The sequence below is a fragment of the Bradyrhizobium sp. USDA 4369 genome (genome assembly GCF_054056435.1).
On the sequence record NZ_JBSRYH010000001.1, the window covers coordinates 3,356,925 to 3,381,079 of the forward strand.

22 protein-coding genes are annotated in these 24,155 nt (G+C 65.3%); 13 read left to right on the forward strand and 9 right to left on the reverse strand.

What is annotated here, in order from left to right; translation table 11 throughout:
• Positions 1-48: 48 nt before the first annotated feature.
• A complete protein-coding gene (locus tag ACVIJ6_RS15180; protein WP_456773348.1) occupies positions 49-516 on the reverse strand; it encodes an energy transducer TonB family protein in 468 nt (155 codons plus the stop codon).
• A 334-nt stretch (positions 517-850) separates the two neighbouring features.
• Here ACVIJ6_RS15180 and ACVIJ6_RS15185 point away from each other — a divergent pair, with 334 nt between their 5' ends.
• On the forward strand, positions 851-1,288 hold the full coding sequence (locus tag ACVIJ6_RS15185; RefSeq protein ID WP_456773349.1) for a hypothetical protein: 438 nt from the start codon (positions 851-853) through the stop codon (positions 1,286-1,288).
• Positions 1,289-1,431: 143 nt separating this feature from the next.
• On the opposite strand, the gene ACVIJ6_RS15190 is transcribed toward ACVIJ6_RS15185, so the two are convergent.
• The 3 genes from ACVIJ6_RS15190 to ACVIJ6_RS15200 form a co-directional block, all read right to left on the reverse strand.
• Positions 1,432-1,875, reverse strand: coding sequence for a hypothetical protein (locus ACVIJ6_RS15190; RefSeq protein WP_456773350.1), 444 nt, complete (start codon positions 1,873-1,875; stop codon positions 1,432-1,434).
• A 106-nt stretch (positions 1,876-1,981) separates the two neighbouring features.
• Entirely contained in the window at positions 1,982-2,353 is a 372-nt protein-coding gene (locus ACVIJ6_RS15195; protein ID WP_456773351.1) for a DUF883 family protein, read from the reverse strand.
• A gap of 80 nt (positions 2,354-2,433) precedes the next feature.
• Positions 2,434-3,552, reverse strand: coding sequence for an AI-2E family transporter (locus ACVIJ6_RS15200; RefSeq protein WP_456773352.1), 1,119 nt, complete (start codon positions 3,550-3,552; stop codon positions 2,434-2,436).
• Between the two features lie 224 nt (positions 3,553-3,776).
• On the opposite strand from ACVIJ6_RS15200, the gene ACVIJ6_RS15205 reads away from it, so the two are divergent.
• Entirely contained in the window at positions 3,777-4,520 is a 744-nt protein-coding gene (locus tag ACVIJ6_RS15205) for a L,D-transpeptidase (protein ID WP_456773353.1), read from the forward strand.
• Between the two features lie 15 nt (positions 4,521-4,535).
• A complete protein-coding gene (locus ACVIJ6_RS15210) occupies positions 4,536-5,198 on the forward strand; it encodes a DUF2865 domain-containing protein (protein ID WP_456773354.1) in 663 nt (220 codons plus the stop codon).
• A 9-nt stretch (positions 5,199-5,207) separates the two neighbouring features.
• On the opposite strand, the gene ACVIJ6_RS15215 is transcribed toward ACVIJ6_RS15210, so the two are convergent.
• Entirely contained in the window at positions 5,208-7,301 is a 2,094-nt protein-coding gene (locus ACVIJ6_RS15215) for a methyl-accepting chemotaxis protein (RefSeq protein WP_456773355.1), read from the reverse strand.
• A 178-nt stretch (positions 7,302-7,479) separates the two neighbouring features.
• Between ACVIJ6_RS15215 and ACVIJ6_RS15220 the strand changes: the two genes are divergently transcribed.
• Positions 7,480-7,635: a Thivi_2564 family membrane protein gene (locus ACVIJ6_RS15220; RefSeq protein ID WP_172110058.1), complete on the forward strand. Its 156-nt coding sequence runs from the start codon at positions 7,480-7,482 to the stop codon at positions 7,633-7,635.
• A gap of 60 nt (positions 7,636-7,695) precedes the next feature.
• Here the strand turns inward: ACVIJ6_RS15220 and ACVIJ6_RS15225 are convergent, their stop codons facing one another.
• Entirely contained in the window at positions 7,696-9,858 is a 2,163-nt protein-coding gene (locus tag ACVIJ6_RS15225) for a malate synthase G (RefSeq protein WP_456773356.1), read from the reverse strand.
• A 1,491-nt stretch (positions 9,859-11,349) separates the two neighbouring features.
• On the opposite strand from ACVIJ6_RS15225, the gene ACVIJ6_RS15230 reads away from it, so the two are divergent.
• Positions 11,350-12,312 carry a phosphatase PAP2 family protein gene (locus ACVIJ6_RS15230; RefSeq protein ID WP_456773357.1) on the forward strand — a complete coding sequence of 321 codons (963 nt, stop codon included), beginning with the start codon at positions 11,350-11,352 and terminating at the stop codon, positions 12,310-12,312.
• A 160-nt stretch (positions 12,313-12,472) separates the two neighbouring features.
• Here the strand turns inward: ACVIJ6_RS15230 and ACVIJ6_RS15235 are convergent, their stop codons facing one another.
• A complete protein-coding gene (locus ACVIJ6_RS15235; RefSeq protein ID WP_456773358.1) occupies positions 12,473-12,841 on the reverse strand; it encodes a hypothetical protein in 369 nt (122 codons plus the stop codon).
• A 322-nt stretch (positions 12,842-13,163) separates the two neighbouring features.
• Here ACVIJ6_RS15235 and ACVIJ6_RS15240 point away from each other — a divergent pair, with 322 nt between their 5' ends.
• Positions 13,164-14,153, forward strand: a complete 990-nt coding sequence (locus ACVIJ6_RS15240; RefSeq protein WP_456773359.1) for a cytochrome-c peroxidase — start codon at positions 13,164-13,166, stop codon at positions 14,151-14,153.
• Positions 14,154-14,444: 291 nt separating this feature from the next.
• Here the strand turns inward: ACVIJ6_RS15240 and cysC are convergent, their stop codons facing one another.
• Positions 14,445-16,361, reverse strand: a complete 1,917-nt coding sequence (cysC, locus tag ACVIJ6_RS15245; protein WP_456773360.1) for an adenylyl-sulfate kinase — start codon at positions 16,359-16,361, stop codon at positions 14,445-14,447.
• Between the two features lie 13 nt (positions 16,362-16,374).
• Positions 16,375-17,169, reverse strand: coding sequence for a sulfate adenylyltransferase subunit CysD (gene cysD / locus ACVIJ6_RS15250; protein ID WP_456776993.1), 795 nt, complete (start codon positions 17,167-17,169; stop codon positions 16,375-16,377).
• Positions 17,170-17,403: 234 nt separating this feature from the next.
• On the opposite strand from cysD, the gene cysG reads away from it, so the two are divergent.
• The 7 genes from cysG (at position 17,404) to cysT (ending at position 24,148) form a co-directional block, all read left to right on the forward strand.
• Positions 17,404-18,834: a siroheme synthase CysG gene (cysG, locus tag ACVIJ6_RS15255; RefSeq protein ID WP_456773361.1), complete on the forward strand. Its 1,431-nt coding sequence runs from the start codon at positions 17,404-17,406 to the stop codon at positions 18,832-18,834.
• Positions 18,835-19,149, forward strand: coding sequence for a DUF2849 domain-containing protein (locus tag ACVIJ6_RS15260; RefSeq protein WP_456773362.1), 315 nt, complete (start codon positions 18,835-18,837; stop codon positions 19,147-19,149).
• Positions 19,150-19,159: 10 nt separating this feature from the next.
• Positions 19,160-20,815, forward strand: coding sequence for a nitrite/sulfite reductase (locus ACVIJ6_RS15265; protein ID WP_456773363.1), 1,656 nt, complete (start codon positions 19,160-19,162; stop codon positions 20,813-20,815).
• Positions 20,802-21,320, forward strand: a complete 519-nt coding sequence (locus ACVIJ6_RS15270) for a DUF934 domain-containing protein (protein ID WP_456773364.1) — start codon at positions 20,802-20,804, stop codon at positions 21,318-21,320. The genes ACVIJ6_RS15265 and ACVIJ6_RS15270 overlap by 14 nt, the downstream gene beginning before the upstream one ends.
• Positions 21,317-22,042 (forward strand): phosphoadenylyl-sulfate reductase, encoded by a 726-nt coding sequence (locus tag ACVIJ6_RS15275; RefSeq protein WP_456773365.1) that lies wholly within the window; start codon positions 21,317-21,319, stop codon positions 22,040-22,042. Before ACVIJ6_RS15270 ends, ACVIJ6_RS15275 begins: the two co-directional genes overlap by 4 nt.
• Before the next feature lie 207 nt (positions 22,043-22,249).
• Positions 22,250-23,239, forward strand: coding sequence for a sulfate ABC transporter substrate-binding protein (locus tag ACVIJ6_RS15280; RefSeq protein ID WP_456773366.1), 990 nt, complete (start codon positions 22,250-22,252; stop codon positions 23,237-23,239).
• Between the two features lie 75 nt (positions 23,240-23,314).
• Positions 23,315-24,148: a sulfate ABC transporter permease subunit CysT gene (gene cysT, locus ACVIJ6_RS15285; protein WP_456773367.1), complete on the forward strand. Its 834-nt coding sequence runs from the start codon at positions 23,315-23,317 to the stop codon at positions 24,146-24,148.
• The last annotated feature ends 7 nt before the right edge of the window (positions 24,149-24,155 follow it).

Genomic DNA, 24,155 nt, shown 5'->3' on the forward strand with positions numbered 1-24,155 from the left:
CGTTCCGAGCGGAGCGCGCCGTTTTTTTGCACGCAGGAAAGATCGCCTTCAGCAGTCGCGGCAGATGCCGTTGAGCCGCGCTCTGAGGAGGGCATCGTTTCGCTTCGCCTCCTCGAAGTCCAGGACGGTCGAAAGGGGGCGTGGAGCGAAGAAAACCGGAACCACAAATGTCGGACCGTCATCATCCACAACCAATCCAGGTGGGGGAGGGAAGGGTTGAGCGCGTTCAACCATGGCCAGAGCTTCACGGTCGAGGAGGGCGTCGCCGGTGCTTTCAATCAGCGCGACGGAGATGAGATGTCCCGTACCATCCAAATGGACAATCACCCTGGCATGACCGCCCTGGCTTGAAGCCTGCAAGGGATATCGGCGTGCGGCCCTCAAACGTGTCACGATCTCCTGCGCCCAAGTGCCGTTTAGGGGGGGCTTGGCGTTCTCCGCCGCTGCGAGGAGCGGGAGCAGGCTCAGCAATGCAACAGCCGAGGCGAACGCGCCGTCGACAAATCTCTTGTTCATGAGGGATTCCGAAATAGGCCTCGTCTCGAGGAGGCCGGCAATATACTCCGTCATCAAGCCTGACGGAATGCGCGCGGGAACCAGCAGCACAAAAGGAAGCGAGGCACCGCCGGCATCACCACGGCGGTGCCCCGCATCGCCGGTCAATGGGGCAGGGGGAATAACCGGCTGTCATGATGACTCCCGCCGCGCGAAATCGTTCCCAGCGCGCCCAACTTTTTTGCCGACGGCTCGTCTTTGTTCATACACGCTTAAGTGATTTGCCCGTCCGAGAACCCAGTTCCCGCGACCCACGTTGAGATGCTGATCGCCCGCGAGGTGAGGGAGCACAGACATGTCGCTGACAGGAAAACTGGTTGTTTTGGGCGCGGTCACAGCTTCCGCGCTGCTGGCAGGCGCGATGCAATTGGCATCGGGGCATGATCTCGCTTCCGAACTGCCGGCCCAAGCGCCTGAGAAGGCCCTGGCGTCTGTTGCGACCAACGTGAACCGCGCAAGCAAGACAGATCGGGCCGCCTCGATTGCGGAGGCCGCACCGACTCAGACGGTCTCGATCAAGCTCGCCGCGTTTGCAGATACTTCGTTCCTGTTGCGGTTGCCGCTCACCACCAAAGGCCTGCGCGACGGGCAGGGGGCTCGGCCGCAGGGATCACAGCTCATCACGACCGAAACCGAGCGGCGGGAAGCCCAGCGGCCGGTCGCGTGTGAGCCGTCAGTGTCGGTTCTGACCGAGATCGCGAAGCGCCTTCAGCCCGGACGGTGCGTAACCTGACGGTCCTGCCACGAAGTGGAAGCCCTGCAGGCCTCGCGGGCTCGTTTCCGCAGTCAGCTTGCTGATGTGATCACGGGATCTAAATCGCCTGATGATTAGCATCCAGAATTGAGCAATCAGGATTGAGGCCGACACCTCAGTCCTTACTCTGCCGGATCAGGATTGTCCGCCATCTGGCCGCGGGCCAGAAGGCCGAGAGCTATCCCTCCGATCGCAAGAATGGGTATGAGGCGCTTCACTCCGATCATCTGCATCAGCTGCAGGCCGCTGGCCAGCAGTATGGGATCGGCAAGGGTCGACTGGGCAGCGCTCCGCGCAGCCTCTGCGGGACGTGCTGCGTTTGCCGTGCGCGACCGCTTACCAACCATATAGATCAGCATAGCAATCAACGTGACGACAAAGAAGATCGCCGCCCCCGTGAGACACGCCGCGACCAAGCCATGGCGTTCGAACACTGCGACGAAGGCGGCAGCACAGAGGAAGGACGTCGTGACGAACAAGCCGGCCCCCGCGACCAGCGCCAGGGATGTCAGTCGGATCGTGTGCCCGGTCGATTCCTTGAGGCTTGCGACCATGCGCTCAAGCATGAGCCTTCTCCCTATTCAGCCGATGGTGTTCAATTGAAGTCAAATCGGCGCCGGGGGCGGCGCCGATGTTGTCGCTGTTTGGATGTGCTGCATGGCTTGCGCCAAGTCAGCGCTTCCAGGTCACCCCGATGAGAAAGCCGAGGCCGAGCGCGAGGCCCACGGTCGCGAGGGGGCGCTGCGAGATCACGTCTTCCAGCCGCTCTTCGATTGAGTTCGCCGCGTCCTGCGCAGCGCTGAACATGGCGCCACCGCGCTCGGACATGTCGTCGATCGTCTGGTCCATGTTCTCGCGCGCCTGGCGATAGCCGCTGCGCGCCTGCTTGCCGGCCTGACCGGCAAAGGCGTTGAGCACGTCGGTGATCTGGTCGGTGAGGGCTGCGATATCGTTCTTCACGGCGTGGACATCCTTCTGCAGGCGTTCATAATTCGCTTTGTCGGCAAGATCATTTGGCGCGGTGTCACCATGGGTTGGCGGCATTGGCAGCTCCTGGAGCAAAGCGGTGTACATCAGCTCGACAAACGCGGTGTGTCAGTCGAAGTTCCTTGAATGAAACCGAATTAGTCCGCGGGTAGTTGCGGCGAAGTGTCCGGCAGCAGATGCTCCTTCACGATGAGCGCCACGATGAGCAGCGGCGAGGCAAGGAAGGCGCCCATCGGTCCCCATAGCCACGTCCAGAAGGCGAGCGCGATGAATACGGCGAGCGCATTGAGTGCCAGGCGTCTGCCGATGATCGTCGGCGTCACAAAATGCCCCTCCATGAAGGTGATCGCGGCGAAGATGAGGGGCGCGACCATCCCGCCGCTCAAGGTGGGGAATGCGATCAAGCCGACCAGAATCAGGACGCAGAACATCGCGATGGGCCCGATGATCGGAATGAAGTTCAACGTGGCGGCGAGCGCGCCGAGGCCGGCCGGATTGGGCATGCCCGTGAGCGCGCAGGCGAGGCCGGTCGCGACGCCAACGCCCGTATTGATGAGTGTAACGGTCAGCAGATAATTGCCGAGATGCAGTTCGAGCTCATTGAGGATGCGCAGCGTCCGCAGCCGCGCATCATGGTCGCCGAAGGTCATGATCAGGGTGCGCCGCAGATCGCGCCAACTCGCGATGAACAGGACAAGCGTCGCGAAGAACAGCAGGAATTCCGTGAAGGTCGGCGACAGGAACTCGATGGTCGGCTGCACCCAGTCGAATTTCGGCAGCTCGAGGCTCGGTGGCGCCTGCGCGCTGCCGCCGCCAATCGCCACTTGCATCTCGTGCCACATCGCGAGCGGTCGGTCGAATACGTGCAGCTTGGCCTTGAGCTGGGTGGCGAGTTCAGGAAGTCGGTTGGTCCAGTCGAGCACCGGTGCCGAGATCAGGCCGATGATGAAGGCAAGTCCGGCAGCGACCGCGATCACGATGAGCACCGCGCCGACCCCGCGCGGCACACGATGGCGCTCGAGGAAGTTGGCCGATGGCGACAGCATCGTTCCGACCACGAATGCCATGACGATCGGAAGAAAAAAACCCTTGGCGATGTAGAGGACGCCGGTGACGCAGATCGCCGTCAGAATGACCAGGGCAACGGCGACGATTTCGGCGCGCTTGATGACGGGAGGGATCTCGTGACGGCTCTCGCTCAGGGCTGAGCTGTCGTTGCCGCCAGCGATCACCCGCTCGGTGGGAAGTACACGCACCATTGTTTCCCCCGATGGAGCTCTCGCGCGCAGCTCTCCCGCCGGCGACGTTCTGTCCTGCGCCAACACACGAAGGTGGCATCGGGTTCCGTCGCGTGAACGTGAGGGCCTGCTGGCTTGACTGATGTAGAGGAGCCACATCGGGCCGGAACTGCGGCGCGCCGATGGGCGTTGGAGAAACAATCATGCGTCGCACCGCGATGCTCGTTTGACAGGGGCACTCCATGACACAGCTTGTTTCCGGCGCGCGTCGCTTCTCGCGGCGGACCGCCATCGTGATGGCCGGTACTGTCGCTCTCCTGCTCGGGCCTGCCGTGACAGATGCTCGCGCACAAAGCCTCGGTTATGCGCCGCTTGAGCAGCAAGCCTTTCCGCCCGATGAGTCGACAGCGCCCAACACCGCGCAGGACGAGGACAGCCTGCTGCCGGACCGGCTGCGCCGCACGATCGTCAACCTGGATACGCGGGAGGCGCCGGGGACGATCATCATCGATACCGGCAACACCTATCTGTACTACGTGCTCGGCGGTGGCCGGGCGTTGCGCTACGGCGTGGGTGTCGGCCGGGAAGGCTTTACCTGGACGGGCGTGCAGACCATCACCCGCAAGGCGGAATGGCCGGATTGGCATCCGCCGGCCCAAATGATCGCGCGCCAACCCTACCTGCCGCGCTTCATGGCCGGCGGTCCCGGCAATCCGCTTGGTGCGCGCGCGATGTATCTCGGCTCCAGCGAATACCGCATCCACGGCACCAACGACCCGACCACGATCGGCAAGTTCGTCTCGTCGGGCTGCATTCGCCTCACCAATGAGGACGTCACCGACCTGTTCAGCCGGGTGCAGCTGGGCAGCAAGGTCGTCGTGCTGCCGAAGAACGCGTCGCTGCAGGCTCGCACGACACCGGCGCGCGGGACCCCGCTGCCGTCCGGGCGGCAGGCGATGTCGCTGCCGGTGGCGGCCGTGAACTGATCGGAGAGCTGAGCCATGACCAGTCGAAGCACATTCGCGGCCATCGCGATCGCAACCATGGCGACGGCAGCCGCGCTGTCCGGGACGAGTGCGGCGCATGCGCAGGACTTTTTCTCGGCGCTGTTCGGCGGCTTCAATGCCCGGCAGGCGCCGCAGCCTTATGTCCGAATGCCGTTCGCCGATGAGGCACCTGCGCCGCGCCCCGCGCCGCGCGGCGAGGTCACCTACCGCGGTGGCGGCGGCAGTGTCGCATGGTGCGTCCGGACCTGTGATGGCCGCTACTTCCCGCTCGGCGCCACCGGCGACCAGAGCAAGGAAGCGGCCTGCAACAGCTTCTGCCCGGCCGCCAAGACCGAGATCGTCTATGGCAGTTCGATCGACGGCGCCGAGACCGAGAGCGGCAAGCCCTATTCGGCGCTGCCCAACGCCTTCCGCTATCGCACCGAGGTGGTCGACAGCTGCACCTGCAACGGCAAGGACCATTTCGGCCTCGCGCAGGTGTCGATCGACAACGACCCGACCTTGCGCAAGGGCGACGTCGTGGCCAGCGACGACGGCCTCAAGGTGGCAAACCGCGGCGCCGGCCGTAAGAGCGCGGAGCTCAACTTCTCGCCGGCGCCGGCGCCGGCGTCGCTGCGCGCGAAGTATGAGCGGGCCCCGGTGATGGCGGCCGACTGACCCGGCGCCTCATGCCGCTCGGATCTTGCTGAGGAAGTCCGTGACCTGGTGACCGAGATTTCGGCTCTGGTTCTCCAGCGTCTCGGAGGCGTGCCGGACGTTCTCGGCCGCGGCGGCTGCGGCGTCGGCGTCAGACTTCACCCCGGTGATGTTGTCGGAGACATTCTTGGTGCCGTCGGCGGCAAACTGGGTGCTGCGCGAAATCTCCTGCGTTGCCGCGCCCTGCTCCTGCACGGCGGCGGCGATCGCGGTGGCGACCTCGTTGACCTCGCCGATGATGCCGCCGATGCGCTGGATAGCATCGATCGCATCATTGGCGACGCGCTGAATGTCGGCGATCTGCTCGGAGATCTCGTCGGTCGCCTTGGCGGTCTGGCTCGCCAAGGTCTTGACCTCGGAGGCAACGACGGCAAAGCCCTTGCCGGCCTCGCCGGCACGCGCCGCCTCGATGGTGGCGTTCAGCGCCAGCAGATTGGTCTGTGAGGCGATGCTGTTGATCAGGCCCACCACCTCGCCGATGCGGTTGGCCGATTGCGACAGGCCCTGCACGGTGCCGTCGGTCATGCGCGCCTGCTCCACCGCGCGGCTGGCGATGCCGGCGGCATGCGAAGCCTGCTTGCTGATGTCGGCAATCGAGGCGTTGAGTTCCTCCGCCGCGGAGGCGACCGTCTGTACGCTCATCGAAGCATCGTTCGAGGCCTTCTCGGCCACCTCGGCGCGGGCATTGGTCTGCCGCGAGACATTGGTCAGGCCCGACGACGTCGCCTGCATGTCGGTGGAAGCGCGACCGAGCTGTTCGAGCGACTCGCGCACCAGCCCCTCGAACTCGCTCACATAGCTTTCGATCGCCCGCTGGCGCGCGACCGTCGTTTCGTTGCGTTGGCGCTCCTGGGCCTCGATCGCGAGCTTGTCCTTGGCCTGCTGCTTGAACGTTTCGAGCGCGCCTGCCAGCGCACCGATCTCGTCCTGGCGCTGCACGTAGCCGGTCTCGACGTTGAGGTCGCCGCCAGCAACCGCCAGCATGGCATCTCGCATTCTGTTGAGGGGCCGGATCACCCGACGGCTCACCAGCGTCAGGGCGGCACCGCCGATCACGGTTGCCGCGATCAGGAGGCAGAGTTCGACGCCGAGGGTCCGCAAGGCTGCCGCATGCTGCTCCTCAATATAGGTCCTTGCGGTTTCAAGCGCGGTCTCGGCGACCGCAACCGCGGCATTGAGGCGCCCAACCGTGAACGGGCTCCATTTGTTGGCCACCATCTCCGGCGTCTCGCCATTTGCGACCGCGTTGACGAGGCGATCCCGCAGCGCGGTGTATTCCGCGTCGAAATAGGCCTTGCGCGTGGCTTCCAGCGCAGTCGTCATCGCCGCCGGCCATTTTGCGCCGGTCGTCACCAGTTCCAGCGCCTTCCACGCGGCCTCGGCGCCGCCGACCGCCTTGGTATAGTTCAGCCGCGCCTCGGGCGTGATCTTGCCTGCCGCGAGCCCGTTCGAAACCAGGAAGGAGGCGTCGCCGGCCGTGTTGCGCAGCAACCATGCGATCTGCTTGATCTGCAGCAACTGATCGATAGTCGGATCCGCATGGTTGACCTCGGCAGCGAGAATGGCCTGGATCTTCTCGAGCGTCTCCAGCAGCCTGTCCTCGGTCTGCATGTATTCCTTGCCGAGCGCCAACCGGCGTGACGCCTTCGGTTTGGCGACCTCCTGCCAGAATTCCTTCTGCTGATCGCTCAGCGTCGTCAGCAATTGCTGGAACTGCGAGAGCAGCGCCGCCTTGTCGGCAAAGTCGATGCCCGGCAGGATGTTCAGGGCGCGGCCCATGGACGGCATGGCGACGTCCCGCAGCGCGCGGACGTATCGCTCGGTCTCGGGTTCGACCTTCTCGTCCACGGTGACCATGCGGTTCGAGGTCGAGCGGTCGGCCCGCAGCTTGTCCATCGCCTTGAACATGCTTTCGGAGGCATCGACGATCGAGGCGATGCGCGCGGTCAGCTTGAGCTGCTGCCACGAATTGTAGGCCCGCGAGGCGAACAGCGCGACAAACAGGCATGCCGTCACCAGGATGATGCTCTTCAGCGTCGTGGAAATGGTCAGGCGGTTCAGCATGTTGATCTCCGATTCTCGGCATTCGACCGCAAACCCGTAAAAATCTGGATCAGGGTTGGCTCCGTGGAATTACGGATGCACCGTTGAGCGCTCAGGTTCCGACAATGGAACTGCCAGCCGTCGAGCGGGTTAGCTGATCACCGCCAGCGCATCCTCCTCTCGTTTCAGGGGCTCATTCATGCTCATCAGTGCTCTCGTCACCTTCCTCGTCGTCATTCTGATCCTTTACCTGATCAATCTGCTGCCGCTCGACGGACGGGCCAAACAGATCTGCCGGGTCATCGTGATCGTGCTCGGGGTGATCTCGCTGCTGCGCTACATCGCGGTGATATGATGCGGATCATGATACCTCATCGCGGATAAAAAAAGCCCCGGCCGAGCCGGGGCTTTTTCGTCAGGCCTGGGCCTTCGCCTCGCGCCGCCGCGCGGTGAGAATGTACTCGGTGTAGCCGTTGGGCTGGGTGCGACCTTCGAACACCAGATCGCACGCCGCCTTGAACGCGACGCCATCGAATGACGGCGCCATCGGCCTGTAGAGCGGATCGCCGGCATTCTGCTTGTCGACCACCACTGCCATGCGCTTCAGCGAGTCCATCACCTGGTCCTTGGTGACGACGCCATGATGCAGCCAGTTGGCGAGATGCTGGCTGGAGATGCGCAAGGTCGCACGATCCTCCATCAGGCCGACATCGTGAATGTCCGGCACCTTGGAGCAGCCGACGCCCTGGTCGATCCAGCGCACGACATAGCCGAGAATGCCCTGGCAGTTGTTGTCGATCTCCTGGCGGACGTCGTCGGGCGCCCAGTTCGACTGCGACACCGGGATGGTGAGGATGTCGTCGAGCTTGGCGCGCGGGCCGCCCTTGGCGAGCTCGGCCTGGCGGGTGTGCACGTTGACCTGATGATAGTGCAGGGCATGCAGTGTCGCCGCAGTCGGCGACGGCACCCAGGCGGTGGTCGCGCCCGCCTGCGGGTGGCCGATCTTCTGCGCCAGCATGTCCGCCATCTTGTCCGGCGCGGCCCACATGCCCTTGCCGATCTGGGCATGGCCGGGGAGGCCGCAGGTCAGGCCCATGTCGACGTTCCAATCCTCATAGGACTTGATCCACGCTTGCGCCTTCATCTCGTTCTTGCGGATCATCGGACCCGCTTCCATCGAGGTGTGGATCTCGTCGCCGGTGCGGTCGAGGAAGCCGGTATTGATGAACACGATGCGCTTGGAGGCCTGCTGGATGCAGGCCTTGAGGTTCACCGTGGTGCGGCGTTCCTCGTCCATGATGCCGACCTTCATGCTGTTCTCGGGCAGGCCGAGCAGCTTCTCGACGCGCGCGAACAGTTCGACCGTGAGCGCGACCTCGTCCGGGCCGTGCATCTTCGGCTTGACGATGTAGATCGAGCCGGTGCGGCTGTTCTTGACCTTGGAATGGCCCTTGAGGTCGTGGATCGCCAGCAGGCCGGTCACGGCAGCGTCGAGAATACCTTCCGGCACCTCCTCGCCCTTGTCGTCGAGCACCGCGTCGGTGAACATGTGATGCCCGCAATTGCGGATCAGCAGCAGGCTGCGGCCGTGGAGGGTGAGCGTGCCGCCCGACGGCGTTGTGTAGCTGCGGTCGCTGTTCAGCGCGCGGGTCAGCGTCTTGCCGCCCTTCTCGAAATCGGCCGACAGCGTGCCGTTCATCAGGCCGAGCGTGTTGCGATAGACCAGCACCTTGTCCTCGGCATCGACCGCGGCGACCGAGTCCTCCATGTCGAGAATGGTGGAGACCGCGGCCTCCAGGATCATGTCGGAGACGCCGGCCGCATCGTCCTTGCCGATGACGTGGCTGCGATCGATCACCACCTCGATGTGCAGGCCGTTATTGGCGAGCAGGATCACGCTGGGCGCTTCCGCCGAGCCCTGGTAGCCCGCGAACTGCGCGGCATCCTTCAGCGCCGTGGCGTTGCCGCTCTTCAGCTTGGCCGAGAGCTGCCCCGCGATCACGCTATAGGCGGTCACGTCGGTATGGCTGCCAGTGGCGAGCGGCACAGCCGCGTCGAGGAACGCCTTGGCCTTGGCGATCACCTTGTCGCCGCGCGCTTTGTTGTAGCCCTTTCCGCCCTCGCTCGGATCATGCGGGATGGCATCGGTGCCGTAGAAGGCGTCGTACAGCGAGCCCCAGCGTGCGTTCGCGGCGTTCAGCGCGTAGCGGGCGTTGGTCAGCGGCACCACCAGTTGCGGGCCGCAGATCTTGCCGATCTCCTCGTCCACATTGCCGGTCTCGACCTTGTGGGTCGCCGGCTCCGGCAGGAGATACCCGATCTCCTTCAAAAACGCCGTATAGGCGCCGAGGTCGAAGGCCTTGCCCTTGTTGGCGAGGTGCCAAGCGTCGATCTTGTCCTGCAGGGCGTCACGGTAGGCAAGTAGCGCGCGGTTCTTCGGGGCGAGATCGCGCAGGATGGCGGCAACGCCGGCCCAGAACGCGTCCGGATCGATCCCCGTCTTGGGTGCCGCCTCCTTGGCGATGAAGTCGAACAAAACCGGGGCGATCTTCAGTCCATGGGCGTCGATACGGGTCATGATGAGACGTTTCTCTCGGGTCAAAGCGACGTTGCGCGTGTTTTGGGCGTGCTGAAATGGCCACCTCGGGGGCGGCGCGTGCAGTGCATTTAGCGCCAAAGCGGGGTCCAAGGAAGGGGGGGAGGGGTATCGCCGTTGGTCTGGGGCCGAGGTGGTTCCGGGCGGGCGATCGGGCGGACTCCGAGCAAGGAGGCCGCTGTGAAGAGTGCAGCTTGGGCCGAGCCTTGACCATGCAAGACGCTTCGGTTCGCGCGCCCCGCTGCCACCCTCCCCTAGAGGGGGAGGGTCGGCTCGCAACGAGCGAAGCGAGATGCGAGGCGGGGTGGGGTGATCTCTCCGCAGGCGCCGGTGCCCGTGGCGCCACCCCACCCCGGCGCGCCTCGCTGTCGCGACGCGCGCCGACCCTCCCCCTCCAGGGGAGGGTGGACAGCGAGCGGTTTGAAACAAATGGTGTTCCCCTTACGCGAAATGGCTCTCGCAAGCGTCCTGCTCGGGCTGGCGGGTGATGCTCCGCTTCCATGCGGCGTTGATCGCCGAGTTGTTCAAGACAACTGTAACAAAGACGGTGTCATCACCCGCGGACCGGGCGATGACGGCGGTGAGTGGGGAATGCGCTGTCCAACACATTGACGTGGCTCATGCGACTTCGGTCTCGCGACGCCTGATCGCGTCCGAGCTTTGCTGCTTGCCGCCTCTCGAACACGAGAGGCGCAGGGAAGGCCGGGTGCAGGCTGCACCCATGGCCCGCCTGCAGACAAAAAAGCAGGCGGCAGTCGCCACAGGTACGAGCCGGACATCCGGCCTTCCCTGCGCGATGGCTTTAACGGTTGCTCCGTGGTCTCCCCGGTGCGCCGGGCTTTCTGGTCACCGTTGCCTGCGCGACGCGCCAGCGTCGTCGCTTGCGTGGCATCAGCATCGGGATGCCAGGACCCCACGGCTTGGCCGTGCGCCTTAAGGCTGTCCGCCAGCATGATCGCTCACGCCGCGGCCCAAGGCGCCCACCGCATCCCGCACCCGACGTCCGTGACGGTCGCGAAACGTCCCTCGTGTGGGACGGGATGCGGAGAGAAGACCATGATTTCCGAAAAAAAGAAACTGGAATATTTTTAGTCGCGGGACTGGACAGGGCAAATCAGCTTGATCAGGCGAGAGAATTCGGTTCTTCCGCGTGGGCGGCTTCGCCGGGCCGACGGATCGTCTGAGCCTCACCGCGGCTGCCGTATCGCCGATCTCTACGAACGCACGCCTGTGCTTCGTCATTAGTTCGTAGTTCGTAGGGTGAGAAACGGCGTCCGCGCATCGCCCAGGTGCGTCATGCCACCCGTGTGCTGTCTTTCACGACGGATGCCAGGCCGAAGCAGCAGCGCCGCGCCCATTGCGCGCGATCGCATATTCTCAGCCCTAACGTGCGTTGCATAGAGTTGTGCAACTGCAATTAACCTCACCTTAGATTGTTACCGTATAATTACGGATGTCACCGGGGTGGGGATGATGAACGCTGATACGGAGCTGAATCACGCGCGGCGCCTGCATGTCGCCACCTGGTTGGCACTCGTTGCGATCTATCTGATCGTGGCACTTTGCATGGCGGGCTCGCGGTTCTCGTTTGTCGTCGAGAGTGGCCTGCTGGCCTCGGTCGAAACGGCGGCCGCGTTTGCTGCGGTCGGCTATATCATCTCCAGGTGGTCGTGGGGCCTGCGGCCGGCCTTCGTGCTGCTCGCGCTGGCCCAGCTCAACATCCTCTTCCTCTGCGGCACGCCGCTCTCCTACATCGCGGCATCGGCGGCTCTGCCGCTGCAGGACCACAGCCTTGCCCGGCTCGACGAGCTGCTCGGATTGGATTGGCCGGGCTACTATCGCTACTTCGTCTCGCAACCGGAGCTGCTGCGCTACGTTCCGATGTTCTATGCGATGATCGGCTGGCTCGGCCTCGGCGTCCCGCTGTTGCTCGGGTTGACGAAGAACCCTCTCCGTCTTCAGCAGTTCACGCTGGCCTGCGTGATTGCGGTATTCGTGACCGCGCTGGTGTCGGCGCTGTTTCCGGCTGTCGGCACCTACCAGCATTACGGCCTGCCACCGGAGACGGCGGACTTCCGGGCGACGGGCTATCTGGTGCAGCTCGATCGTCTGCCGTTCGTGCGCGACGGATCGCTGCGGGCGCTCAACGTGACGCAATTGGGAGGCATCGTGACTTTCCCGAGCTTCCATGCAGCGGCGGCGGCGCTGGCGCTGTGGGGATGCTGGAGCGTGTGGTGGAGCCGGCCGATCGCGATCGTCACCAATGGTGGCATGCTGGTGGTCACGCCGCTGGTGGGAGGGCATTACTTCATCGATGTGATCGCCGGGATCGTCGTTGCCGTGCTGGCAACCGCCGCGGCAACGTCGCTTCGCCTGCCGTCGATGGATCGACGCGGCACGATGTTTGGACTTAGGCCGCGGACGGAGCCGGCGTGAACAGCTCATGCGATGGCAAAGACGCGTCGACTTCCGGTGCGGCCTAGCTCGCCCCAAATTTCGTCAATCTCACAACGCCTATGCATGCGGCGTCGGTGCAGCAGCTGAAAAGGGCGGGTGACGCGTTCCTCATCCGCCCTGCCAGCAGTCTCGAACGACCTTATTGATATCGCCCGTTGGCGCGGGCGTTGTCGTACTTCACGCGGGTGCGCTGCTCGGGGGTGACGCAGGTGGTGTCGCCGACATAGGCCTCGCGCCAGACATAGCCCTGACGGCAGGTCCTGGAGCCATAGGTGCGGTCGGTGGCGCTGACGCGGTTGCCGGCCTGGCGGTTGTCGAGCGCGGCGCGGGCGCGCTGCTCCGGTGTCACGCAGGTGTGGTCGCCGGGATAGGCTTCGCGCCAGACATAGCCGACCTTGCAGGTGTCGGGTCCGTAGGCGCCGCCGGCCTGCGCCTGCGACTTCGCGCCGAGGCTGGTGATGATGAGAGACAGAGCGAAACCGATCTTGGTGACGGTGGAGCGCGACATGGTGACCTCTTCTTGAGTGTGTGAATGAGCGCCGAGGATGGATGGCCGTCGGCCTGGACGACGTGTCCGCTGCGCGGCTTGCTCAGCGCGCTGGCCGTGCGCGTATCGTTAGGACGCCCCGCCTGCATTGACCGTGACGCCCATCACACGGATGCGACGCTGACCGCAGTCGCGCCGATGGCTAAGCGCGATTGAGGCCGACTTCTATCGGTTGTGCGCCGGCCGGCACTCGCGCGTCGATTCATCGCCGCCGCACAGTCCCACTTCGGACGTAAAAGCTATCAACAATGATTTGCATGTAGAGGGTTGGGGGAGGCGAGTCATGTCGGTGACTGGAGTGCGGTCGGTCGTGTTGTGTCTTGGCCTGCTCGCTCTGCCCGCACTAGCGGCCGACAAGTCCGTTGCGCCATACCTTGCTGCGGCAGAGCCGAAGCCGACGCCGCCGCATTTTGCTGCCATTGTGGGGAAGCCCTTGTCGCTGCTCGCTGCGGCGATAGGGCAAAAGCCCAAGGACGCGAATCGGGATCCACACCGGGCTCCGCATCAGCCGCCGCATGCGGCTGCGGCGACGGAGAAGCCGAAGGCGGCGCCGCATGTCGCTGCTGCCGCCGAGACACCGCCAGCGCCGCTGTCCGAGACGGAGCTTGCCGCCAAGGGACTGCAACTGTTCAACGACGCCAGCCTCTCAGGCGGCAGCAAGGCGTCCTGCGCGACCTGCCATTTCTCGACCGGGCATACCAACAACAAGACCTATGTCGGGCTCGACGTGGTCGCCGATGGCGATCCCAATGGCCGCAACACGCCGACGCTCTGGGGCGTCGGCGAGCGCTCGGTGTTCGGCTGGGCCGGCCAGGCTGCGACCTTGGAGGACAGCATTCGTGGCATCATCGTCAACCGTATGAAGGGACCGGAGCCGTCGAAGGAGACCTTGGCGGCCCTGGTCGCCTATGTGCGCACCTTGAAATATCCGGCGAATTGGCAGCTCAAGGAGGATGGCACGCCGACGGCGGAGGCCAGCGCGGCGGTGAAGCGCGGCTACGAGCTCTATCTCGGCGATGGCGGCTGCGGCACCTGCCATCAACTGACGAGCTTCGACAAGAAGAGCCGCGACGACATCGGCACCGGCGGCAAGTTCAAGGTGCCGGCGCTGCGCGCGGTGGCGTCGACCGCGCCGTATTTCCACGACGGCCGCACCAGCTCACTGCGCGAGGCGGTGAAGATGATGTGGGAGGTCTACGCCAAGAAGATGGAATCGCGGCAGCCGACCGACGCCGAGCTCGACGACCTCACCGCCTATGTCGGCGCGCTCTGACGCGGCGACACAGAAGCAAAGTCCTGCACGACCGGCTCCAAGGTCGTGGTGAAGCTGATCTGGAGATTTTCGCCTCTGCTGTCGTCGTCTGCCCCCGGGTTTCGCCTCTGGCGAGCCCGAGGACAGGCTCCGGCGGACGATCCAGTACGCCGCGCGACATCTCGGTTCAATGTCTTCTGCCGCGGAGTACTGGATGCTCCGCCTTCGCCTTCGCGGAGCATGACAGCAGTGGAGACGGCGAGAGCTCACCCCGGAAACAATCCCCATTTCCGGGGGAGACGCTGGTCGCGTTCAGATGTTGGCGCCGAGATCGGCGATGTCGTCGAACAGGACGCCGGTCCGCGACAGCAGCGCCTCGAGTTCGTCGGTGGCGTCGGCGATTCCGCGCGTGGCGGTGTCGATCACGAGTTCGGCGTCGAGCGGCGGCTCATAGTCGGTGCCGATGCCGGTGAAGTTCTGCAAGGCGCCGGCGCGCGCCTTGGCGTAATGGCCCTTGGGGTCGCGGCTTTCGCAGATCTCGGCCGGTGTTGCGACGTGGACCTCGCGGAACAGATCGCCGGCGATGCGGCGGGCCGCGGCGCGGTCGTCGCGCGCCGGCGACACGGCGGCGACGATCGCAATCTGGCCGTTGCGGGCGAGATGGGTCGCGACCTCGGCGAGGCGGCGGATGTTCTCAGCGCGGTCCTCCGGCGTGAAGCCGAGATCCTTGTTGAGGCCGGCGCGCAGGGTGTCGCCGTCGAGCAGCACCGGGTTGCCGCCACGGCTGAACAGCCGCCGCTCCAGCGCACGTGCCAAGGTCGACTTACCGGCGCCGGGCAGCCCGGTCATCCACACCACGGCGCCCTTGTGGCGATAGCGGTCGGCGCGCTCCTGCGGCTGCAGCGCCGACTCCACCGGCATGATGTCGACCGGCGCGGCGCGTTTGCCGGCCGCGATCGACAGCACCAGCCCGCCGCCGGCGATTCGGCCCTGGACCTCGATGACGAGGCGGCCGGTGCGCGCGTTCTCGGTGTAGGGATCGACAGCGACCGGCTGGGTCAGCGCGATCTCGATCTCCCCGACATGGTTGCGCGCGATCGCGGCGTTCTCCTCATTGGACAGCGAGCCCGGGTCGACCGCCTTCTCGATCGCGACCACGCTGCCGCGCGCCTCGCGGGTGCCGAGCCGCACCAGTATGTTGTCGCCCTTGGCGAGCGGCTGGTCGTGCAGCCAGAAGATGCGGGCGTGCAGCCGGCGCGCCGCCTGCGGCTCGCGGCCGACATGGGCGATGACGTCGCCGCGCTCGATGAACAGCTCGCGGTCGAGCGTGATGCCGACCGACCGGCCCGCGCCTTGTGCCGTGGTGACCGGGGTCTGCGGCCAGCCCTCGACGGTCTTGATCTTGGCGATCTTGCCGGCCGGCATGATCACGATCTCGTCGCCGGTCTGGAGCTCGCCGGCCTCGACGCGGCCGGCGACGATGCGGCGGTCGTCGAACTTGTAGATCGCCTGCACCGGCAGGCGCAGCGGCAGGCTCGACAGCGGCTTGGCTGGCTCCAGGCCGTCGAGGGCCTCGACCACGGTCGGGCCGTCATACCAGCGGATGCGCGAGGTGTGCTGGGCGACGCCATCGCCGTCGCGCGCCGAGATCGGGATCACGGCGACCGGCTTGACGCCGAGACCTTCGAGGTGGGCGGAGATCTCGGTCTTGATCTCGTTGAAACGGTCCTGGCCGAAATCGACGCGGTCCATCTTGTTGACGACGACGGCGACCTGCTTCACGCCGAGCAGATGCAAGAGATAGCCGTGGCGGCGGGTCTGGTCGCGCACGCCTTCGAGCGCGTCGATGATCAGCACCGCGCCGTCGGCCTGCGAGGCGCCGGTGATCATGTTGCGCAGGAATTCGGCGTGGCCGGGCGCGTCGATCAGCACGACCTCGCGTGCATTGGTGCGGAAGCGGATCTGGGTGGTGTCGATGGTGATGCCCTGGTCGCGCTCGGTCTGCAGCGCGTCGAGCAGGAACGACCATTCGAACGGCATGCCGCGGCGGGCGGAGACGGCCTGCAGCATCTCCAGCTTGCCGTCGGGCAGGCTGCCGGTCTCATGCAGCAGGCGGCCGACCAGGGTCGACTTGCCGTGGTCGACATGGCCGACGATGACGATGCTGACCTGCGGACGGGTGGTGCCGTTCGGCGTGGCGGGGGCAGCGGCGGGGACGCGCATGTTCATTGCCTCACTCCGCTCACAGATAGCCGGCGACGCGAAGCCGCTCGAACGCGTCCTCGGTCTCGTGGTCGAGCGCACGTCCCGCGCGCTCCGGCACTTTGGTGCTTTCGAGCTCGGCCAGAATCTCGGTGATGGTCGAGGCGTGGGAGGCGACGGGGAAGGTGATGTCCTGGTCGCCGAGCGAGCGATAACGCTTGCCGTTCTTGGAGAGATACAGCGGGATGATCGGAATGTTCTCGCGCGCGGTGTAGGCCCAGATGTCGGCCTCGGTCCAATGCAGGATCGGATGGATGCGCAGATGCGCGCCCGGCGGCGGCGAGGCGTTGAAATGGTCCCAGAATTCCGGCGGCTGGTCGCGCACGTCCCAATGGCCCTCGGCGCCGCGCGGCGAGAACACGCGCTCCTTGGCGCGGGTCGCCTCCTCGTCGCGCCGGATGCCGGCGATCAGGCCGTCGAACCCGTGCTTGGCGAGCGCCATCTTCAGGCCCTCGGTCTTCCGGGCGGCCGAGCGCGCCGCGGGCGGCAATGTCGGATCGACGGCGTCGATCGGCGGGCACGGCTCGACGCGGAGATCGAGGCCCCATTCCTGCGCATAAGTGTCGCGGAAGGCGTACATCTCCGGAAACTTCTTGCCGGTATCGACATGCATGGCCGGAAACGGCACGCGGCCGAAGAAGGCCTTGCGCGCGAGCCAGATCATCACATTGGAATCTTTTCCCAGCGACCACAGCAAAGCGAGCTTCTTCAGCCGTGCAAAGGCCTCGCGGAGAATGTAAATGCTCTGCGCCTCCAGCTGGTCGAGATGATCCATCGTCGGCGCGGTGCTGAGGGCGCGCGGCATGGAAGATGCCTGGTCGAGCTCAGAGGAGGGCAACCGATCTCTCGAAACGTCGTTTGTGAGAATGTGCATGCTGCGAGCCTTCGCCTACTTGGGAGAAAATTCTATGGCGAAGCCAAGGAATATTTTTCTCTTTACGTTCCGACGGGGACACTTATATAGAAAATAATTCCAGTCAACCCCGAAGAGTCGAAACCGAAGAGCGCAATGCAATATCTGCCGGTGTTTCTCGATCTGAAGACCGGCCCCGTGCTGCTGATCGGCGCGGGCGAGCTCGTGCGCGCCAAGCTTCGGGTGTTGTTGGCGGCGGGCGCTCGCATCCGCTGGTTCGCGACCGATGGTGATTTCGAACTCGGCGGGCTGCGCGATGATCATGGCCAGATCGCGCGCGCCGAGGGCGATCCGCTGAGCGCGGATCTCTCTGGAGTCATTGCAGTGCTGTGCGCGGGCGCTGGCGATATCGGCGTGGCGATGTCGGCGCGGGCGCGCGCGGTCGGTCTGCCCGTCAATGTGATGGACGATCTGGCGCATTCCAGCTTCATCTTCCCTGCGATCGTCGATCGCGGCGATGTCGTGGTCGCGATCGGCACCGGCGGCTCGTCGCCGGTCGTGGCGCGCCGCGTGCGCGAGCGCATCGAGGCGCTGCTGCCGGCGCGGATCGGCGAGCTCGCGAGCTTCATCGGCGACTTCCGCAAGACCATCAATCCGCGCATCCCCGAGATGCCGCTGCGCCGCCGCTTCTGGGAGCGCATCGTCGACGGCCCGATCGGCGCGCTGGTGCTGGCGGGGCGGAAGCACGAAGCCGAGGCGGCGCTGCACGGCATCGCCGATCCCGTCGCGTTCGCGGGCGCCGATCATGCCGGCCGCAGCGACGGTCATGTGACCCTGGTCGGCGCCGGTCCCGGCGATCCCGATCTTCTCACCATCAAGGCGCTGCGCGCGCTGCAGGACGCCGACGTCGTGTACTATGACGAACTGGTGACGCCCGAGATTCTCGACCGCATCCGCCGCGACGCCACGCGCGTGCCGGTCGGCCGCCGCGTCGGCAAGCCCGGCATCGGCCAGGACGCCGTCAACAAGCTGCTCATTGATGCCGCGCGCGAGGGCAAGCGCGCCGTCCGGCTGAAGGGCGGCGACTCCTTCGTGTTCGGCCGCGGCGGCGAGGAGGTCGACGCGCTGCGCAACGCCGGCGTTGCCTACACCATCGTGCCCGGCATCACCGCCGGCATCGGCGCCGCCGCGCAGTTCGAGGTGCCCTTGACGTTCCGCAGCAAGGCGCTGCGCATCACCTTCCTCACCGCGCACAAGGAGCGCGACGCCGAGGCGGTCGATTGGTCGGCGCTGACCGATACCAAGATGACGGTCGTCGTCTACATGGGCATGACGGCGGCGCCCGCCGTGCGTGCCGGCCTGCTCGCGGCCGGCCGCTCGCCGCAGACGCCGGTCGGCGTGTTCGCGCGCGTGACGCGGCCGGATGCGCAGGCGGCGGTCGGCACCTTGGATCAGCTGCCGGATCTGGTCGGCCAGATCGATGGCGGCCCGGCCATCCTCATCATCGGTGACGTCGTGGCGCATTCAGCGCCGTGGCGTCAGCAGAACCTCAGTGGCGTGATTGCAAAACTCCTGGAACCCGTCTGAATGACCTCCCCGCTGCAACAGAAGATCAAGATCACCGGTCCCTCGATCATCACCGCGAACCGGACCTGGGACGGCGCCGTGATCTACCGCACCGGCACCAAGAGCTGGTCCGACGAATTGACCGATGCGGCGATCGTCCGCACCGCCGACGACGCGCGCGCGCTGCTGTCGGAAGCGGTCGCCGATGATCTCAACGCGATCGGCCCCTATATCGCTCCGGTCGAGGTCGCGGCGGATGGCGCGGTCAAGCCCGGCAATATGCGCGAACACATCCGGCTGACGGGCACCACCATCGCGCTCCCGGCTCAAGCCTGAAGGCCCTCTCATGTATGCTTATGACGACATCGATCGCACCCTGGTCAATGAGCGCGTCGCCGAATTCCGCGACCAGGTGAAGCGCCGCCTGTCCGGCGAGCTCACCGAGGACGAGTTCAAGATCCTGCGGCTGCAGAACGGCGTGTATCTGCAGCTCCACGCCTACATGTACCGCATCGCCATTCCCTACGGCACGCTGTCGTCCGAGCAGCTGCGCCGGCTGGCGCATGTCGCGCGGCGCTATGATCGCGGCTACGGCCACTTCACGACCCGGCAGAACATCCAGTTCAACTGGATCAAGCTCGCCGAGCTGCCGGATGCGATGGCCGACCTCGCCGAGGTCGGCATCCAGTCGATGCAGACCTCCGGCAACAACATGCGCAACGTCACCTCCGACCAGTGGGCCGGCGTCGCCCCGGGCGAGGTCGAGGACCCGCGCATCTGGGCCGAGCTGCTGCGCCAGTTCACGACCTTGCATCCGGAATTCTCGTTCCTGCCGCGCAAGTTCAAGATCGCGATCACGGCGTCCGCGCACGACCGCGCCGCGATCAAGATCCACGACATCGGCCTTCGTCTGCTGAAGAATGAGCAGGGCGAGACCGGCTTCGAGGTACTGGTCGGTGGTGGCCTGGGCCGCTCGCCCTTCATCGCCAAGACGATCAAGCCGTTCGTCCATGGCCACGACATCCTGAGCTATGTCGAGGCGATCCTGCGCGTCTACAACCAGTATGGCCGCCGCGACAACATCTACAAGGCGCGCATCAAGATCCTGGTCCACGAGCTCGGGATCGAGACGTTCGCCGCCGAGGTCGAGGAGGAGTGGCAGCAGATCCGCGACGGCGTGCTCAAGCTTGACGATGGCATCGTCGAGGACATCCGGTCGCGCTTCTTCTATCCGGCCTATGAGACGCTGCCGCACATGCCGGACGAGCTGCGGCAGGCCGCGCATGATCCGAAGTTCGAGGCCTGGCGCAAGAACTCGGTGTTCGCCCACAAGGTGCAGGGCTATGCGATCGTGGTCGTGTCGCTGAAGCCGATCGGCAAGCCGCCCGGCGATGCGACCGCCGACCAGATGGATGCGCTCGCCGATATCGCCGACAAATATTCGTTCGGCGAGATCCGCGTCGGCCACGAGCAGAATCTGGCGCTGCCGCATGTCCGCAAGCGCGATCTGCCGGCGGTGTGGAAGGCGCTCGACGCCATCGGGCTCGCCATCCCCAACGTCAACCTGGTCTCCGACATCATTGCCTGCCCGGGGCTCGATTACTGCTCGCTCGCCAATGCGCGCTCGATCCCGATCGCGCAGGAGATCACCCGCCGCTTCGCCAATCACGACACGGCGAATCTGATCGGCCGGCTGCACATCAACATCTCCGGCTGCATCAACGCCTGCGGCCACCACCATGTCGGCCATATCGGCATCCTCGGCGTCGAGAAGAACAACGAGGAATTCTATCAGATCACCATCGGCGGCCGCGCCGACGAGGGCGCCGTGCTCGGCACTCTGATCGGACCCGCGGTGCCCTATGCCGAAGTCGCCGATGTCGTCGAGGACATCGTCGAGGCCTATCTTGCGCTGCGCGCGAGCCCCGAGGAGCTGTTCGTCGACACGGTGACGCGGCTCGGGGTCGAACCATTCAGGGAGCGGGTTTATGCCACTCGTTAAGGGCGGACACATCATCACGGACGAGTTCGTCCGTATCACCGACGATGCCGATCTGCCGGCGCAGGGCGCGATCCTCGTCTCCGAGACGCGGTTCCTCGCAGGTCCCGATGCGCTGGTGAGCCGCGCGAGCGGCAAGCTCGGCGTGACCTGGCCGAACAATCGTGACGTCGACGATCTCGTCCCCTATCTCGACCGGTTGGCGCTGATCGCTCTGGTGTTTCCGAGCTTCCGCGACGGCCGTGCCTACACCCAGGCGCGCCTGCTGCGCGAACGCTACGGCTTCCGCGGCGAGCTGCGCGCCGCCGGACAGGTGCTGCGCGACCAGTTCGTGTTCATGCTGCGGGCCGGCTTCGACGCCTTCGATGTCAAGAAGCAGGCCGATGCCGAGGCGTTCAGCGAGACCGTGAAGCGCTATTCGGTGTTCTATCAGCCGGCTGGCGACGGCCGGATCTCGGCGCTGCATCAGCGCCTGCAACTGCGTCATTCGGAGAGTGCCGGGCTGTGAGCACGCTGGCTGTATCACCTTCGGTCGGGCACACGCCGGTCGCGGCGCTCGACGCCACGCTGCGGACGGCCTCGCCGCAACAGGTCATCGCCGCCGCGTTGCAGGCGATCGGCCGCGAGCGGCTTGCGGTGGTGTCGTCCTTCGGCACGGAATCGGCGGCATTGCTCAAGGTCACGGCCGATGTCGATCCCGCGATCCCCGTGATCTTCCTCGACACCGGGCACATGTTCGCGGAGACGCTGGCCTATCGCGACCAGCTGATCGAGATCCTCGGCCTGCGCGACGTGCGCTCGGTCGCGCCCGACGCCACGGCGCTCGCGCGCGAAGATGCCGACAACGATCTGTGGTTCTCGGACCCCGACGCCTGCTGCCGCATCCGCAAGGTCGAGCCGCTGGCGCGTGCGCTCGCGCCCTTCACCGCCTGGATCAACGGCCGCAAGCGTTTCCAGGGCGGCTTGCGTGCGGCGATTCCGGTCGTCGAGCAGGATGGCGCCCGGGTGAAGTTCAACCCGTTCGCCAATGTCGCCCGCGAGGACATCGCCGAGATCTATCGTTCGGCCAATCTGCCGCAGCATCCGCTGGTGGCCTCCGGCTTCCGCTCGATCGGCTGCATGCCCTGCACCAGCCGCTCGGATGAGAGCGAGGATGATCGCGCCGGCCGCTGGCGCGGCCGCGGCAAGACCGAGTGCGGCATCCATACGGTGGCGACGTCGTCGGTGTAGTTGGGACGTCGCCTGCCGGCTGCTTGGACGCCCAAGACGGCATAGTGTCGCGGCAAAGAACAGCTATCCCAATGCCGGGCGCTTCGTAGCAAAATGCCCACGTCCGGTCGGAAACAAGAAAATCCGGTTTCGTTGACTCTGAACGGCACATGCGGCGATCTGCGGTGCGCGCCTGCAACATTGCGGGCCTGGAAATGGAGAGCTTGGATGATGCGGCGTGTTCTGGCGGTTGTCGCGGGCCTGGCGTGGGTGGGATCGGCCGTTGCTGCCGATGTGAATTTGCTCAATGTGTCCTACGATCCCACCCGTGAGCTCTATGTCGAGTTCAACAAGTCGTTTGCCGAGGCCTACAAGAAGGAGAGCGGCAAGAGCGTCGAGATCAAGCAGTCGCATGGCGGCTCCGGCGCCCAGGCGCGAAGCGTGATCGATGGCCTGCAGGCCGATGTCGTCACCCTGGCGCTGGCCTACGACATCGACGCGATCGCGGGCAAGGGGCTGCTCGACAAGGAGTGGCAGAAGCGCCTGCCGCAGAACGCCTCACCCTACACGTCGACGATCGTGTTCCTGGTCCGCAAGGGCAATCCAAAGGGCATCAAGGATTGGGACGATCTGTTGAAGTCCGGCGTCGATGTCATCACGCCGAATCCGAAGACGTCCGGCGGCGCCCGCTGGAACTATCTCGCCGCCTGGGGCTATGCGCTGAAGAAGACCGGCTCGGCCGACAAGGCCAAGCAGTTCGTGGCGGACCTCTATAAGCACGTTCCCGTGCTCGACACCGGCGCCCGGGGCGCGACCGTCACCTTCGTCGAGCGGGGGGTGGGCGACGTGCTGCTGGCCTGGGAGAACGAGGCCTATCTGGCGCTGAAAGAATTCGGTAAGGAAAAGTTCGAGATCATCTCGCCGTCGCTGTCGATCCTGGCTGAACCGCCAGTTGCCATCGTCGATAGCGTCGTGGCCAAAAAGGGCACTCAGGCCGTCGCCGAGGCCTATTTGAAGTACTGGTATACGAAGGAAGGCCAGGAAATCGCCGCACGCAACTTCTACCGTCCGCGCGATCCGGACGTCGCCAAGAAGTACAGCGAGGCGTTTGCCAAGGTTGACCTGTTCACGATCGACGACGTGTTCGGCGGCTGGACCAAAGCGCAGAAGGATCACTTCGGCGAAGGCGGGATTTTCGATCAGATCTACAAGAACTGATTTGAGGACCGAGGCGGACAATAAGGGAATGAGCCCCATGGAAATGAGCCAGGTGGGAATGAGCCAGGTGGCTTCTTGAGCGTTCTCGCACCACGACGCAGCACCTTGCCGGGCTTTGGTCTCACCATGGGGCTGACGCTGACCTGGCTGTCTCTCATCGTGCTCATTCCGCTGGCCGGGCTGTTCGTGCGCTCGACCGAGCTCAGCCTCGATCAGTTCTGGGGCATCGTCACCAGCCGGCGCACCTTGAGCGCACTCAAGATCTCCTTCGGACTGTCCTTTGCCGCGGCTCTCGTCAACCTGGTGATGGGCATGATCGTGGTCTGGGCGCTGGTGCGCTACCGCTTCCCGGGCCGCCGGCTGTTCGACGCCATTGTCGACGTGCCGTTCGCGCTGCCGACGGCGGTCGCCGGCGTGGCGCTGACCGCGCTGTTTGCGCAAAAGGGCTGGCTCGGCGCGCCCTTGGCGGCGATGGGGATCAAGGTGGCGTTCACGCCGCTGGGCATCTTCATCGCGATGATCTTCATCGGCATTCCCTTCGTGGTCCGCACCGTGCAGCCGGTGCTGATCGATCTCGACCCTGAGATCGAGGAGGCCGCCGCCAGCCTCGGCGCCAACCGCTGGCACATCGTCACCAAGGTGATCCTGCCCAGCCTGATGCCGGCGCTTTTGACCGGCTTCGCGCTCGCCTTCGCCCGCGCCGTCGGCGAGTACGGCTCGGTGATCTTCATCGCCGGCAATCTGCCGAACATGTCGGAGATCGCGCCGCTCCTGATCGTGATCCGCCTGTCCGAGTTCCGCTACGCCGACGCGACGGCCATTGCGGTGGTCATGCTTGTGGTGGCATTCGTGATCATCTTCGCGGTGAATCGCTTGCAGCGCTGGGCGCAGGCCCAGGCGTCCAGTTGAGGCCGCG